This window comes from Acidisphaera sp. S103 (assembly GCF_009765975.1).
Taxonomy (GTDB): Bacteria; Pseudomonadota; Alphaproteobacteria; order Acetobacterales; family Acetobacteraceae; genus Rhodopila.
The window spans coordinates 68200-83666 of sequence record NZ_LMUJ01000088.1; the positions used below are offsets into that span (position 1 = coordinate 68200).

The 15467-nt window shown below is 58.3% G+C and carries 15 protein-coding genes and 2 pseudogenes; 11 read left to right on the forward strand and 6 right to left on the reverse strand.

Going from position 1 to position 15467, the window contains the following annotated elements; all coding sequences use genetic code 11:
• Window positions 1-1465, forward strand: a 1465-nt coding sequence (locus tag GSQ89_RS29295) for a response regulator (RefSeq protein ID WP_158931656.1), incomplete at its 5' end; no start/stop codon positions are given.
• 272 nt (window positions 1466-1737) lie between these two features.
• Window positions 1738-2307 (forward strand): annotated as a pseudogene (locus GSQ89_RS29300) (transposase); the annotation flags it as partial.
• Window positions 2308-2340: 33 nt separating this feature from the next.
• On the opposite strand, the gene GSQ89_RS29305 reads toward GSQ89_RS29300, so the two are convergent.
• The 6 genes and pseudogenes from GSQ89_RS29305 to GSQ89_RS29330 all read right to left on the reverse strand — a co-directional run bounded on the left by GSQ89_RS29305 (window position 2341) and on the right by GSQ89_RS29330 (window position 7097).
• Complete coding sequence (locus GSQ89_RS29305; RefSeq protein ID WP_174254949.1) at window positions 2341-2589, reverse strand: hypothetical protein; 249 nt, start codon at window positions 2587-2589, stop codon at window positions 2341-2343.
• A gap of 2 nt (window positions 2590-2591) precedes the next feature.
• Window positions 2592-4244 (reverse strand): IS66 family transposase, encoded by a 1653-nt coding sequence (gene tnpC, locus GSQ89_RS29310; protein WP_158931708.1) that lies wholly within the window; start codon window positions 4242-4244, stop codon window positions 2592-2594.
• A gap of 70 nt (window positions 4245-4314) precedes the next feature.
• Window positions 4315-4608: an IS66 family insertion sequence element accessory protein TnpB gene (gene tnpB / locus GSQ89_RS29315; RefSeq protein WP_371734303.1), complete on the reverse strand. Its 294-nt coding sequence runs from the start codon at window positions 4606-4608 to the stop codon at window positions 4315-4317.
• A gap of 50 nt (window positions 4609-4658) precedes the next feature.
• Entirely contained in the window at window positions 4659-5063 is a 405-nt protein-coding gene (tnpA, locus tag GSQ89_RS40290; RefSeq protein ID WP_158931658.1) for an IS66-like element accessory protein TnpA, read from the reverse strand.
• A 205-nt stretch (window positions 5064-5268) separates the two neighbouring features.
• Window positions 5269-5940: pseudogene (locus GSQ89_RS29325) on the reverse strand (IS6 family transposase).
• Window positions 5941-6272: 332 nt separating this feature from the next.
• On the reverse strand, window positions 6273-7097 hold the full coding sequence (locus GSQ89_RS29330) for a helix-turn-helix transcriptional regulator (protein ID WP_158931659.1): 825 nt from the start codon (window positions 7095-7097) through the stop codon (window positions 6273-6275).
• A gap of 262 nt (window positions 7098-7359) precedes the next feature.
• On the opposite strand from GSQ89_RS29330, the gene GSQ89_RS29335 reads away from it, so the two are divergent.
• The 9 genes from GSQ89_RS29335 to GSQ89_RS29370 all read left to right on the forward strand — a co-directional run.
• Entirely contained in the window at window positions 7360-8688 is a 1329-nt protein-coding gene (locus GSQ89_RS29335; RefSeq protein ID WP_158931660.1) for a lysine N(6)-hydroxylase/L-ornithine N(5)-oxygenase family protein, read from the forward strand.
• Window positions 8689-8745: 57 nt separating this feature from the next.
• Window positions 8746-9111: a cupin domain-containing protein gene (locus GSQ89_RS40295; RefSeq protein WP_158931661.1), complete on the forward strand. Its 366-nt coding sequence runs from the start codon at window positions 8746-8748 to the stop codon at window positions 9109-9111.
• Window positions 9108-10175 (forward strand): NAD(P)/FAD-dependent oxidoreductase, encoded by a 1068-nt coding sequence (locus GSQ89_RS40300; protein ID WP_371734304.1) that lies wholly within the window; start codon window positions 9108-9110, stop codon window positions 10173-10175. Before GSQ89_RS40295 ends, GSQ89_RS40300 begins: the two co-directional genes overlap by 4 nt.
• 115 nt (window positions 10176-10290) lie before the next feature.
• Window positions 10291-11085: a class I tRNA ligase family protein gene (locus GSQ89_RS40305; protein ID WP_371734306.1), complete on the forward strand. Its 795-nt coding sequence runs from the start codon at window positions 10291-10293 to the stop codon at window positions 11083-11085.
• A 109-nt stretch (window positions 11086-11194) separates the two neighbouring features.
• Window positions 11195-11893 carry a class I tRNA ligase family protein gene (locus tag GSQ89_RS38805; RefSeq protein WP_216856467.1) on the forward strand — a complete coding sequence of 233 codons (699 nt, stop codon included), beginning with the start codon at window positions 11195-11197 and terminating at the stop codon, window positions 11891-11893.
• Window positions 11890-13083 (forward strand): FAD-binding oxidoreductase, encoded by a 1194-nt coding sequence (locus GSQ89_RS29355; RefSeq protein WP_158931663.1) that lies wholly within the window; start codon window positions 11890-11892, stop codon window positions 13081-13083. Before GSQ89_RS38805 ends, GSQ89_RS29355 begins: the two co-directional genes overlap by 4 nt.
• Before the next feature lie 4 nt (window positions 13084-13087).
• Window positions 13088-14131, forward strand: a complete 1044-nt coding sequence (locus GSQ89_RS29360; RefSeq protein WP_158931664.1) for a methyltransferase — start codon at window positions 13088-13090, stop codon at window positions 14129-14131.
• A 70-nt stretch (window positions 14132-14201) separates the two neighbouring features.
• On the forward strand, window positions 14202-14684 hold the full coding sequence (locus GSQ89_RS40310; RefSeq protein ID WP_158931665.1) for a lipocalin-like domain-containing protein: 483 nt from the start codon (window positions 14202-14204) through the stop codon (window positions 14682-14684).
• A 242-nt stretch (window positions 14685-14926) separates the two neighbouring features.
• Window positions 14927-15467 (forward strand): IS6 family transposase (locus GSQ89_RS29370; RefSeq protein ID WP_158931710.1); only part of this gene is annotated, 541 nt, incomplete at its 3' end.

Here is a 15467-nt window from a genome sequence, read left to right on the forward strand (position 1 = left end):
GATCAGCAGCGATCCGCGCCTACTCGAGCAGATGATCCGCAATCTGCTGTCAAACGCACTGAAATACACCAAACGCGGCAAAATTCTGCTGGGCTGCCGTCGGCACAAGGGTATGCTGAGCCTCCAAACCTGGGACACCGGGATCGGCATTCCCGATACCGAGCTTCAGGCGATTTTCGAAGAGTACTATCAGCTCGACAACGCCGCGCGGGAACGCAGCCGTGGGCTCGGCCTTGGTCTTTCCATCGTACATCGGCTGAGTATGTTGCTGGGTCATCGGGTCCAGGTGCGATCACGGCAGGGCAGAGGATCGGTTTTCTCCGTCGAGATCAAGCTGGCACATAACGGGACGGTGTCGCGGCCCACGGAGGTTGAACCCGGTTTGTCAGGCAACGGAAGCGAGGCTGGCCATCACGTCGGCTCGATTCTTGTCATCGAGGACGACTCGGATGTGCGTGAACTTCTGGAAGTATTTCTGAGGGACGAGGGCCACGAGGTCACGTCGGCCTATGACGGTATCAGGGCGCGTGAACTGGTGGCAGGCGGAGTGGTGCGGCCGGACCTTATCCTATCGGACTACAATCTGCCAAACGGCATGAATGGCATAGCGGTCACCAGACAGTTGCGGGACGCGCTGCATCACCCGGTGCCAGCCATCATCCTGACCGGCGACATATCGACCAGAACCTTGAGCAGCCTCGCCCTGCAAGACTGCGTGCAACTCAACAAACCGGTGAAACTGAAAGAATTGACACAGGCGATCCAACGCTTGTTGCCCTTGTCGCGGGCGGCGGTTCAAGTTCGGGCGCCGCGCCCCGCCGAAGTCCCCGGCGATGGCGGACCGCCGGTGATCTTCGTCGTCGACGATGATGATAGCGTTCGCGGCGCCATCCGGGCCGTGCTGGAAGACGACGACCGGGTGGTCGAGGACTTTGATACCTGCGAGGCATTTCTGGCCGCCTTCCGACCCGGTCGGGAGGCGTGTCTGGTGATCGATGCGTATCTTCCCGGCATGAATGGACTGACGCTGCTGCGACGGCTGCGTGTCTCGGGCCATCGTTTGCCGGCCATCATGATCACCGGCAACAGCGACGTCGCGATCGTGGTCCAGGCGATGAAGGCGGGGGCCTCGGACTTCATCGAGAAGCCGATCAGTCGCGGCGAATTGCTGGGGTGCGTCGATCGCGCGCTGGAGCAATCGCGGGATTCCGGCAAGCGCACGGCGTGGCGGGCGGATGCGGCGAGCCACATGGCCGAACTGACACCACGACAGCACCAGATCATGGAGATGGTGCTCGCCGGTCACCCCAGCAAGAATATCGCCGCCGATCTTGGCATCAGCCAACGCACGGTGGAGAACCACCGCGCCTCCATCATGACGAAAACGGGCACGAAATCGCTGCCGGCGCTGGTGCGCCTGGCCCTTGCCGCCGCGGCAAACCCTGCCGATGAGCCTGCTAGCTAATCCAGGGCATGGACGGTATTCTCCGGTCCGGTTCCAAGTCTTCATCGGCTGATACCTCGTCGCAATGGTCCGAGCCGGCTTGAAGCCCCCAAACCCAGGATAACCAGTCGTCTGTGAAGAACTCGAAACGCGTTGACGATCCTGGAGATATTGGCATCGGCCAGTAATCGTATTTGCCGGAAAAATGTGATCGGGACCGCGGTTTCTTGCAAATTGACCCGACGCGGCGCGGTGCGATTGTATCCCTCCCCGGATCATCGGGGAGGGCGGCGATGCGACCGACAAAGCAAGACCAAGGCGGCCAGCAGTACCTTCTGAGGTCGCGTCTGGACCAGATCGTCGATCTCGCGCATCCACTGGCAAAGCTGGCGCGCGGCATCGATTGGTCGTTCCTGGAACAGCGGCTTGGGGCCGTTTACACGGATGGACGGGGCCGTCCGCCGCTGCCGACACGACTGATGGCAGGGCTCGCCATCCTCAAGCATATGCACAACCTGTCCGACGAAGTGCTGTGCGAGCGGTGGCTGGAGAACCCCTATTACCAACTGCTCTGCGGCTAGGACTTCTTCTGCCACGCGCTGCCATTCGACCGATCCTCGATGACCCGCTGGCGCCAGCCCATGGGCGAGGCTGACCAAAGGTTCCATCGGGCGTAGCCCGATGGAAAGGTCAGACGAGGGAAGGAGAAACTGGTTGCCCTGCTGCAAGAGAGCTTGCATCTGGCCACCCGCAGCGGTGCGGCCAAGCCAGCCGACTTCACCCGCGTTATCGTGGACACCACGGTGCAGCCGAAGGCGATCACCTTCCCGACGGATGCGAAGCTGCTGCAGCGGGCGCGTGAGCACCGTAACCATTCGGCGTGGGCCACAGGCTGCCTATTTCCGAGCGTAGCGGCGCTCCAGGATCGTGGGATTTTTCCTGTGCATTTCGATGAGGTCCGTGAGGGTCTCGATTCCGAAGTCCGTGAATGCCATAACCCCATCGTCGGTGTCCCCGTAGACCCAGATGACGCCGTCCTCGGCGTCCATCTCTTCGGTGACCTCATGGAGCCAGTCCACGCTCTCGCCGAGTTCCCTCGCGACACGATCAATCGTTTTGACGGAATGAACCTTGTTGACGTGCATGATCAGGCCGCCTGGGCTGGATTGAGTGATGAATGGCGCCGCCAGTTCCATGGCAATAGCTGATCCAGTCGGTGAGCGGGATGCGAGGCGATGCGTGCGAGCACGTCCGCGAGCCACGCCTGCGGATCAACGTCATTCATTTTGGCCGAGACGATAAGACTGTACATCATCGCCGCGCGCTGCCCACCGCGATCAGACCCGCAAAACAGCCACGCCTTTCTGCCAAGAGCCACACCACGCAGCCCGCGCTCGGCGGCATTGTTCGAGAGGCAGACACGGCCATCTTCGAGGAACAACCTGAAGGCAGCAGGTCGTTTGAGTATGTAATTGATCGCCTTGGTGAGATCATGTCCGCGGGACAGTCGATCCAGTTGCGCACGCAAGTAAAGCTCCAGTTCCTCCACCAAAGGCCGACTTTTGTCCCGGCGAACCGTCAGACGGTCGTTCGCGCTTTTCCCGTTGATCGATCGCTCGATCTCGAAGAGCGCATCGATACGGCGCACGACCTCGATCGCGATCGGTGACAGCGGGATCTCCTTCTTGCCGGCCGCTTTGCGCCGGGCGTTCTCCTCGATATCGGCCATGGCGAAGAACGGGCGCCGGGCATGCACCCAACACGCCGCCTCCACGATGGGCCCGGGCGTTCGCCCTGGCAGATAGAGTTTCCCATAGCCATCATAAGCGTCAGCCCGCAGGATGCCGGCGTACCTGGCCAGATGGGCCTGGGGATGTTCTCCTTTCCGATCGTGCGAGTAATGGAATATCGCCGCCGGCGGTCCCGTTCCGCCAAAAGGCCTGTCATCACGGAGATAGATCCAGCAACGCGCGATGCCAGTTTTTCCGGCCGCCAGAACCGGAACGGTCGTATCATCAGTATGAAGCCGCCCAGCCGCCATGACATGAGCTTCGATCAAGCGCCAGAGAGGATTGAGTACGTGGCAGACGGATCCCACGGCGTCGGCCATCGTCGACAACGCGATCGGCACGCCTTCCAGGGCGTAACGTTCCGCCTGACGGTTCAGCGGTTGATGCTGCCCGAACTTCTCGAACATGATCATCGCGAGAAGGCTGGGTCCGGCCCATCCCCTGGGCACGACATGGAACGGCGCTGGCGCCTGCGCGATCTTCTCGCAGTCACGGCATGTGAACTTCTCACGCACCGTCTCGATCACCTTCCACTGGCGCGGCTGAGATTCCAGGGTGCGCGTCACGTCCTCGCCGAGTTTGCGCAAGCGGCTTCCACCACAGCAATCGCATGTCGTCGGAGGATCAATCACCACGCGTTCGCGCGGCAGATGCTCAGGGAACGTATGACGTTCGGGACGCTGTCGCGTGAACCCTGCCACCGTGGTCGTTCTGGCGATGGCGGCTTCCGCAGCCAGTTCGTCTTCCGTGGCTTCAGCTTGCAGATCTTCGAACACAAGCGCCAATTGGTCGATCAGCCGAACCGAGCGTTCGGAACGTTGCCCATACAGTTGGCGTTCCAGCCTGGCGATCCGCAATTTCTGGTGGGCGATCAGCGCCATGTCCTGTGAGGCTTTGGCACGCGCGATGGCCAGTTCCGCGGCAACCTCCAGAGCCTTCGCGCGCTCGATGAGCAACGCCGCTTTCAGCGCCTTAATGGTGTCCGGAAGACCGTCGTGAGCCCCATCCATGGGATGCAGAGAATCATGAACCGCTCGATTTGCGATACCAAAAAATGCGTGAGAGCGGATAATTTTCGTTTCAGCCAGCGCTCGTCGGCCGCCATGTGAGTTGAGGATTTCTCCAATTAATTCCTTCAAGCATGTAGGCCATCTGAGCGGGTGAAATCGCTATCGCTCCCTCTGATGCGGAGGGCCAGATGAACTTTCCACGGTCAAGACGTTTGGTGTAAAGTGAAAGTCCGACGCCGTCATGCCAGAGAATCTTGGCGAGGTCCCCTCGGCGCCCCCGGAAAATGAAACAATCGCCACCGTGCGGATCGCGTCTGAGACCCTCCTGAACCTGCAAGGCCAGCCCCTGCATACCACGGCGCATGTCAGTATGACCGGTCGCGATCCAGACCCGGCCTCCCGTCGGAACGGGAATCAAGATCGCAGCGCCGTCAGTACGCGACGCAACGCCGCGAGGTTCACGTCACGACCAACACGCACCTGCCGTCCATCACCCAGTTCAATTTCGATCAAGTCTGACCTTGGCTCCGAACGGGCGGACGATGCCCGTCCCGACTCCCTGGTTGACGACATCGGGTTCATCGGCGTTTCAAATACCTGCACCGGAACGAACGCCGGTGGCCCGCTCTCGCACAAGGTCCCGTCGCGCATCTGACGGCGCCACGCGTAAAGAAGACTCTCACAAACGCCGTTCCGCGCCGCAACCGCCCGCATCACCGCGCCGCGCTCCGTCGACTCCTCCACGATCCGAAGCTTCTCCGCGATGCTCCAGCGGCGCCGGCGCTCACGCCCCGTGATGATCTCCAACACCCCGTCCATGAGTCACCTTAACCACACACTTAAGTCGCTACTTAAGGAGACGAGCTGTTCGCTGCCAGGCGGCCGCCGCCGGAGGGATACTGTCCACTTCATACATGGTGGACACCATCACTGTCCTATCTCGTCGCTACTTACTATGTGTCGGTAATTGAGCGCTTACCAAACTTCGATCGTGGACGGGATCGCCGCACAGATAAGACGGGCCTTATCTCGCCAACGAATAGAATTGGTGGGCCGGACACAACTCGCCTATCGGCAACGGCTGACCCTTCCGGATCATGTGCATCGGTTCGACGCCGGCGAGCGCTACCGCGGCTGACCGGAAGGACTTGAACCCCAGCATCGGTCGGACCCGCCGCTTGATCGCTCGATGATCCTGTTCAACGATGTTGTTCAGGCATTTGACCTACCGGATCTCAATGTCAGCTTCACGCTCCGTGTTGTAGCTTTCGATCGCCGCCGTATTGGCGCCGCTCTTGTCGATCGTGATCTTCTCAAGGGTGCTATTCTGTCCGATCGCCTTGCGTAAGAAACGCAGGGCGGCTTTGCGGTCCCGTTTGGCGGTCAACAGGAAGTCCACGGTGGCGCCGGCCTTGTCGACGGCGCGATACAGATACTTCCAAGCACCCTTGACCCTCACATAGGTCTCGTCCATTCGCCAACTGGCTCCCACTGGCCGCTTGCGGCCGCGGAATTGCTGGTCCAGCAGCGGGACGTACTTGAGCACCCAACGATTGAGCGTGGAGTGATCAACCTCCACGCCACGCTCCTGTATCATCTCCTCGAGATGAGGATAGCTGATCGGATACGCCACGTACCAGCGCAGACCCCACAGGATCACCTCCCGCTCAAAATGGCTGCCCTTGAACTTGATCATCGTCCTCAATCCCACTGAAGCCGCCCAGTCGATCCTGCGCCAGGCCCCTGCCGTGCGAAAATTTGCGACAGAACCATACTTGCTGGCATAAGCGCCGACAGAACCGAAACATGCATTCTGCACTCGCCATAAAGCTTGACTGGCGTCGAACACCACCGTCTGTCCACGACGTCCGCGCCAAGTTAACGTGACAATGCCGCTCCGGCGGCCGGCGGCCTCGGATTTTCATCTGCAATCGAACGCCTGGGCCGACGTTTCATCCAGTCAGGTTAGCGCGTCATCCCCAGACGACACAGATCGTCATGGTCCCCCACACGTTCGACGCCAGGCGCTTACCCTGATTCCGGATGCCGACTCGCAACATCGGCTTCCATCGACCAAGATTTCACGATCCCCTCGGTCTCGCTATCGGCAGGAAACAGCATTTCGAGGGCGAGTTCGGACAGCGTAAGATCCGTCGGTGTCCCGAACACGGTCGTAGTGCTCAGGAAGGACACTACTCCAGCTGCCGTCGCAATTCTCATGGGTGTAGCATACCGATTTGGTGTCTCAGCACTATGCAGGAGCGCTTTCCCTGCGAGCGTCGGGTAGGCCAGAACCTCTTTGAGCAGAGAGTCGAGACATGAGTCCGCTGTGTTTTCGGTTTGGTGACGCAGGACGGAGAGAAGGTGAGCTCGCCACTCGGGAAAATTGACGATCTGCGGCGCCAGTCCATTCGGATGAAGCGTGAGACGAATGGCGTTGATAGGAGGACGCAACAACTCGGGTAAGACGTCAGAGTAAAGTTTGGGTATGGCGTTGTTGCTCAAAACAATGTTCCATTTTCGATCTATGGCGAAAGCTGGATATGGTAAGTGCGTCCTGAATATTTGCTGAATGGCGTAGTGAGCTGCCGAGAGCTCTGGCAGCGGCCTTTCAGCGTAGGCGGGAGCAAAACCCGCTGACAAAAGTAAAAAATTCCATACCCGGAGCGGTATGTCAAGATGTTCTGCCATGCGCATGACCATCCCTCGGCTTGGCCGTGCGCGACCTGTCTCAAGATAGCTAAGATGCCGGGTTGAGATTTCCGCCGCCACCGCCAACTCGAGCTGAGTCAAGCGCCGCCGCTGCCGCTCCCGGCGGAGTAGGACTCCAAACGGGGGAATATTTCCGGCCATCGGGCAACCTCATGTGTCTTTGCCAGTGTAGCAAGGGAGCGACCGACAGCCAATACGATTTTTACCTGCGAGGTCATGGACATAGTTACATGCCTTCCTCAGCATCTACAGGCCGAGGAACGGGCGGCCGGAATTCTCCTTTGAACTGTTTTAGCCGAAAGGGTTGTGACGGGGAAATTACAAGAGGCGTCGAGCAAAGCCGTATTGAGCGGGACACTGCTGGCCGGCACAGGGCCGCTGATTGCTAAAGGGGGGCTAGCGCATGAACGAGGCAATCGAGGTGGTTGGAATTGGTGTCGGTCCGGCGAACCTGAGCCTGGCAGCGCTTCTACATCCCTTTCCGGAGGTTCAATGCCGTTTCTTCGAACGCCGAGATGGGTTTCAATGGCATCCAGGATTAATGCTCCCGAACGCTGCTCTTCAGGTTTCGTACCTCAAGGACCTCGTGAGCCTGGTCGATCCCACTAGCCGATTTTCATTTCTTTCTTTTCTGTCGGCAAAGGAGCGTCTTTATAGCTTCATTAACGCGGGCTTTTCCCAGGTACTGCGGCGCGAATTCAATGAATATCTCTGCTGGGTTGCTTCCCAACTGCCGATGTTAACCTTCGGCGCCGACGTGGAGGCCGTGTCGGCCGGCAATGATGAATTCGTGATTGAAACCTCGATTGGCGTTCAACGCTCCAGGCAACTGGTGATTGCTACGGGCCCACTGCCCAGCATTCCTCGTAGCGCTCTTCCACACGTAGGGAACACCGTCTTTCACGCTTCCCAGTACCTTGATCGCAATGTCCAGATCGCCGGTAGGGATGTGGTGATCGTCGGAGGCGGCCAGACCGGTGCCGAGGTATTGCTTCACATACTGTCGGACGCTGAAGGACTTCCTGCTTGTGTACACTGGCTTTCCACGCGCGAGAATTTCCTTCCTCTGGATCAGACTCCATTCACCAACGAATTGTTTACTCCCGCTTATGCCGATTACTTCTTCAAGTTGGCTCCCGATAAAAGGCATAGATTGCTTGCGGGGCAAAAGCTCGCGAGCGACGGCATCTCTCCTTCACTGCTGGAGGCACTTTACCGAAGATTGTATGAGCTGCGTTACCTTGAGAACTCCCCGTGCAAATGGCAACTCTGTCCTGGCCGAGAGCTGGAGGAGATATCAAGGAGCGGCAACGGGTGGCGGATCACGTCACGCCATGAGGACAGTGACGAGTGCGAAAGCACTCGTGCTAATGTTGTCGTGCTGTGCACCGGATACGCACACCAATTGCCGGCATGCTTGGAGCCGATTCGGCACCGTATCTCCTGGGAGAGTCGCTCCTTCTGTGTCAATGCCGATTACTCGCTCGTTTGGGACGGCCCACACAATAGCAAGATTTATGTCCAGAATGCCGCGAAAGCCCACCGGGGAATCGCAGATCCGAATCTATCTCTGATCGCGTGGAGGAGCGCACGAATCGCAAATGGGATAGCGGGGCGGCAACTCTACCGGATCGACGCCCCCGAGTCGTTTGTTGTTTGGGATGCCATTGCTGCTGAAACCTCTTCCGCCCAGAAGCGGACGGCACTCGATCCGATTGAGGCAAGGTGGTGAATCCAGGAGGTGCAGGCTCGATCTGCATCCCGCACATATACATGGGAGTTGAAAGAGATGGGGAGGTTCGAAGGACCTACTTCTGACACTGCAGCGAGTATTGGACCTCGCGTTCAGACGATTCAGGAGGTTGTACCAGATCATGGAATTGAGCTCTTCGAATTTGACTTGCAGCAGGCGTCGGTACGGGCTCCTCTACAGGCCTCGCGGTTTATCGTGAACCCGGGGTGCGAGACCGTTGAGGACAAACACGCCGTAAGCGAGATCTGGTTTATAGGAAGCGGAGCGGCTGAAGTGTACTACGATGGGCAGCCGGTTAAAGCGGTCGCTGGGGATGCCCTGTATTTCGCTCCATGGAAGCCGCATAAGACGAGGAACGTCGGAACCGAACAGCTTCTCATCTTCTCGGTATGGTGGTCATGAAATCCCACGGACGGTATGACCTCGTAATCGTAGGCGGGGGGATCATGGGGGCGTGGGCGCTATACCTCTCCGTCGGACAGCATCCCGAGTGGCGAATCGCTCTGATCGAGCAATCGACTATCGGAAGCGGCGCTTCGGGACACTCCGCAGGCGTCTCATTGCCGCTTGGCCGGACACCATCGCAAAGGGATCTGGCTGCGAGAAGCTCCGCGCTATATGCTGAAGCAGGATCGTCTTTGCCGTTCCGCACCTCGCAGGCCACCGCATGCTGGATCGTGGACTCCGGATCGGAAGAGTCCGTCCGAGAATCTGTCGTGGGGTCTGATTTGATCGAACCCAGCCCGTCTCAGCGGGTGCTTATTAAGCACGCGCTTCCGGAATTTCGGCTCGGGCACTCGGAAGCAATATTATGGGGTGGCACGGCCCGTTCACACGAGCCGCTCGCCACGGCCAGATCGCTCGTCGATCATTGCCGAGGATCCGCGTGCGTCATCTGCTGGGAGGGAGTCGGCGTCGGCGGTATATTTCCCAATGAAGACGGAGCAGATCTTCTGCTGGAGGATGGAAGATCTGTGTCAGCCGCAAGGGTAATTGTCGCAGTAGGTCCGTGGCTCCCCGAAAGGCTCGGGACAATAGCCGCGAGAATGCGTAACGTGCGGATTAAGAAAGTCGTGGCACTGCACATTGAGGCAGCGCCACCTGCGGATGCGCCAGCAATCTTCATTCCGAGTTCCGACGCATATCTGATGCCATTACCAAGGAGGCGACAGTGGCTTTTCAGCTTTCGAAGTGAACAATGGGATTGCGAACCTAAGGTCGAGCAGACGCGCATAGACGCGTTTGATGAAATTACCGCCGCGCGAACACTTGAAAGGTATGTTCCGGGGTTAATGGCATCCTGCCGAGGAGGCAGGGCCTTCTGCGACGCCTACGCCGAAGATGGCGCCCCGATGCTCCTACGGGATCCCGTAGCAAAGCAGGTCGTCTTTGTTGGGGCGGGAGCAGGTGCAGGATTTCGAATGGCTCCCGGGCTCGCGGAAAAGGCGCTGGAGCTGGTTTCTTAACGTCGTGCATCCGAGGGGGCCAAGCTGAAGCCGGCTGTTGGTTCTCATGCGGGAAGATAAAGGTGTCGCACACATGACCCCAATAGATCGCGAAGCTGCCCGGGACTTTTTCCTGATGCCTATACCGCCCACACCAAACGGCCGTGCCCACCTTGGTCACATAGCGGGTCCTTATCTCCGGATGGATGTGCTGGCGCGACACCTCAGATCATGGGGCCATCGCGTCATGTCCGTATCAGCGACTGACGGATTCGACTCCTATGTCCTTTGGAAGGCACAGCAGGAAGGGAGGTCGCCGGAAGAGGTTTGCCGAGACTACCATCGCCTCATTCGTAGGGATCTTCTTGCCCTCGACATCGACATGCGTGCATTCCTCGACGTAGTACAGGGCGAGCTCGCTGGCCTACATGCAGAGCGCGCCCGTCATGCAGTTGAACAACTCGTCGCGAAAGGTGCCACCATCGAGGTCCAAGAACAGGTCCTATATAGCCGTGACACGGGGCGCTACATCGTCGGGGCTTGGCTTGAAGGACAATGCCCCCAATGCCTCGCGTCTGCGAGTGGCTACTTCTGCGAAGCCTGCGGTGCCCACTTCAAACCGGAAGCGATGGTTAACCCGAAGCCGAGATTGGGCGACACGTCGCTTGAGTCTCGCGCGGTTGCGAGTTTGTATCTGAAATTCCCCAAATTCCAAAGGCTTCTTGATCACACTAATGCAGCGGGAGTACCACCAGAATACCAGGAGATTGTACGTCGCTATATCGAATCGGAAGGGCCGGTATTCCGCCTGACGGCACCTGGCACCTGGCACCTGGGGCGTGCCATGGTCTGCCGACAAATGGGGAAACCCACGTGTCCTGTTCGAGTCGGGTTGGGAGTACGCGCTGACGTGCGGCGGCTTCTGGAGTGATGCGATGCGCCGAGTGGGCAGTCCAATGTTCGAGGGCGCAGATGCAATCACGGTGGTGAGTTTCGGGATCGATAATACGACGTGTGTGCTCGTCGGATGCACCGCCGTAATGCTGGAACTCGAAGGCCACAGGCCTTTCGACCATTTCCTGACCAACCACTTCCTCACCCTACAGGGATCTAAATTCTCCACCAGCCGCGGCCACATGATTTGGGCCGGCGATATCGTCGAGAAGACCCCGGCTACAAGCGACGCCGTTCGATATTTTCTGGCGAAGGTAAATCCGGAACGTCGCCTTGAGAATTTCGACCTTGATGAGTTCGTGAAGATGAACAACGAATTCCTGGTCGGCCAAATGCAAGAGCTCGTGTTCGCCGGGATCGAGGCAATGCATGCTGCAAGACGGTCCCGCCCGTCGTTAAAAGTGCAAGGTCAGCTGAAGCAAGAGGTTCTTGGCCAACGGGAGGCCTTTCGAGCCTCCGCGTTTTCGATGCAAAGGGCCTCGGAATCAATCAACGGATGGGTCGCCCGGCAAAGGGCCGTGCCTTTCGCTAGTCCGAGTGATGCCTACTGGTGGATAAAAGGACTTGCGTTCCTGTCCGCACCCATCATGCCGAGCTTCTCCGTAGCGTTGTGGTGGGTTCTCGGGCATGAAGGAGTACCCAACATCGATGAACTGTTTGAGGAGTCGATGCCCCGAGAATGGCAAGGAAGGCGGCCGTTCAGCGAGATATCCATAGAGTCACTACGTCCCTGCCTACCGCACGCGGTATCGGTAATTGGGCATTGGCAGGAGATCGGAGAATGACCGCAACGGCGGATGCTATCGTCATTGGAGGCGGCTCGACGGGGTGCAGCATCGCCTATCACTTGGCCTCCAGAGGGCTGAAGGTCCTTCTGATGGAGCGCAGACATATTGCCTCAGGATCAACCGGTTCTTCTCCTGGGATCATTCGCCAATACTATAGCGATCCGGTCGTATCGCTGCTTGCCCGGGAAAGCCTGCTCTGCTTCCAAAGTTGGAAGGAGGAGTTAGGCGGGGATTGCGGATTTGTACGCACAGGCTTCCTCACTGGCTCTTCAGGAATTGACACCGACCGTATGGTAACGAATGTCCAACTGCGACAGCGGCAGGGGATTCGGATTGAGTTTCTAACTCCATCCGAGATGCAGAAGCTTCAGCCGGATATGATAACTGACGGTCTGGGAGGCGGCGCGTATGAACCTGATGCAGGATATTGCGATACCGTTGCGACGACTTCTACCCTAGTTGCGGCATTTCGTCGCCATGGTGGCACGGTAATCGAAGGAAAGTCTGTCACCAGGATTCGGGTGTCCGGAGGCCGCGTGCTCGGGGTTGAGACCTCGATGGACATAATTGATGCGCCGATCGTGGTGAACGCCGCTGGGCCGTGGGCTCCACAACTCGCCGGCACTATCGGCAACCAGCTTCCGATCCATGTTTCGAGGCACTCTGTCACCATGCTAGGGCCGACCGCGAGGCGCATGCTCGATGAGCAGGTTGGATATGCCGAGCTCGCAGCTCGGTTCTATCTGCGGCCCGATCAACATAACCGTTGCCTCGTCGGCTCTTTGGACGCCGGCGACAGTATCGAAACCGATCCGGATGCGTGTGACCCGGTGGTCGGTTGCGAGACCGCGGCTCGATACCGGGACCGGGCGGCGACTAGGTTTCGGCGGCTCGTAGGCGCCCCTATCCGCTACGGTTGGGCGTCATTTTTTGATGATACTCCAGACGGCAATCCGATCGTCGGACAAGACCCTGGGGTGAGCGGGAGTTTTGTGGCAGCAGGCATGTCGGGCCACGGGTTCAAACTGTGCCCCGTTTTGGGTCGCGGAATTGCAGAAATGATTGTGTTAGGACGGACCGAGCTCCCTATCGAACACTTTTCGCTTGGCAGATTTTCCAAGTACGACAGGTCGGATTCCCGTAAGCAAACCGGTGCGGATGTTCCCGACGTCTCAGGGAGCGAGTAGTGACATGACGTATGAAACTAACGGAGATCCAAGTATTGCGCTCCGCAGGCTTGTCTTTGGCCATCGTGTTACACGGCTTCTGGGGCTCGCGGCTGAGCTGAACCTTGCGGATTGCCTTCATAAATTTCAACCATGCGACGCCTTGAAACTCAGCAAGGTTGTAGCGGCCCACCCGGTGGCACTGAACAGAGTCCTGCGGGCTCTTGTGACAATTGGCGTGGTCGCTGAGGACGAATTCGGGCGCTTCGTGCTGACTTCAATGGGCATTTGCCTTCGAACCAGTGTCCCCGGGAGCATGAAGTCGTGGATCCTTTCAGAAACCTCTGGGTATTTCCAACGGGCATGGGAAAAACTCGAGTTTGCCGTGCGCACCGGGAAGGTAGCTTTTAACGAAGCGCACCAGATGTCATTTTACTCGTACATGGAGCAGCATCCGGACACCGCAAGGACCTTCAATGAAACGATGGCAGATGCCACTCGGTTGATCGCAAAATCGGTTGTGGAAGCCTACAACTTTGAAGGTGTTGACAAGGTCGTGGATGTCGGGAGCGGACTGGGAGTTCTGCTGATCGGGATCCTGGAGGCAAATCCCACTCTTGAGGGCATCCTGTTTGATACGTCTTCGGTACTGGCTGCGGCCCGCGGCCGACTCAGCGGCGCCGATGTCGTGACGCGATGCTCCTTTGTCGAAGGGGACTTCTTTTCCGCGATGCGGCCTAATGGGAATGTGTACCTGCTGTCAAGGGTCATCATGGACCACGATGACGAGGCTGCGTCGGCTATCTTGAGCAACTGTCGGAACGCGATGGCGCCAGGAGGACGCATTCTGGTGATCCAGCCAGTGTTGCCGTCACCCGGCAAGATTGCCGATGACCGAACTGGCCCCGATGCCTTTATGTCAGACATCAATATGTTGGTGCTCGAACGCGGCTTGGAGCGCACTGAGAAACAGTATAGCGACCTCTTTCGGCGGGCCGGGCTGGAGGTCAAATGTGTGATCCCGACGTCCTCCGGCGTCAGCATCGTGGAGGGCGTACGTCGAAAATAACCTGAGTAGAACGCATTCGGCGAGAAGAGAATGTTTAAATTGAGGAACGAGATACCCGAGTGGGGAAGAGATGAAAAGCGCAGCCCTATTTGACAATACGATCTCCGGTACATGGAGTCTTGTCTCATTTACCGAAAAGGAACACGAGACTGGGACGGTATGCTATCCGCTCGGCCGATGTCCCCACGCCATGGTGATCTACACGGTCGACGGATATGTCTCCACGATCTTCGTGTCTGACGGCCGACAAGCGCCAACGAGCGAGCAACCCAGCGAGTCCGAGAAAGCCGGTCTCTACAGCACCATGGTCGCATTCAGTGGCCGCTACAGACTGGAAGGCCATACATTAACATATTACCCAGATATCTCATGGAATGAGACTTGGACTGGCAAATCGCAAATGCGCTTGTTCGAACTTGACGGCGATGACTTGAGCGTCAGGTCCACGCCCTTTCTGAGCCCCCTGTCGGGAAAAAGAACGACAATCTCGATGCGTTGGAAACGAATGAAGCCAGCCCGAGAGCCACCGTCACTAGACCAGATGTTCGCCTGAGATAGGGGCGATCCGTCTCGGGGTATGCAGGTTCGAGGGTGTGCCGGATGGTCCGGCGCAGAGTCTCATGCGTAGGAGACGGGTCATGGAGCAGTCTATTGTCTATGTCGGCCTTGACGTGCACAAGGATACGGTCGCGTTGGCCGAAGCCGGCTTGCGGGGAAAAGGGTTCTGTCGCAAATTTTTTCGTGGCCGGGGCTTGGCGTAGGATCGACTGGGCGGCTTCGGTGGGATTGAGGACGATGATCAAGTTCAAGGGCAGCCATTTTGAGCGGGAGGTGATCCTGTGGGGTCTGCGCTGGTACGTGGCGTATCCGATCAGCTATCGTCAGCTCGAGGAGATGATGCAGGAGCGTTGCGTGGAGGTTGATCACTCCACGCTCAATCGTTGGGTGCTCAAGTACGTCCCGCTGCTGGACCAGCAATTCCGCGCCCGCAAGCGGCCAGTAGGAGCCAGTTGGCGAATGGACGAGACCTATGTGAGGGTCAAGGGTGCTTGGAAGTATCTGTATCGCGCCGTCGACAAGGCCGGCGCCACCGTGGACTTCCTGTTGACCGCCAAACGGGACCGCAAAGCCGCCCTGCGTTTCTTACGCAAGGCGATCGGACAGAATGGCACCCCTGAGAAGATCACGATCGACAAGAGCGGCGCCAACACGGCGGCGATCGAAAGCTACAACATGGAGTGTGAAGCTGACATTGAGATCCGGCAGGTCAAATACCTGAACAACATCGTCGAACAGGATCATCGAGCGATCAAGCGGCGGGTCCGACCGATGCTGG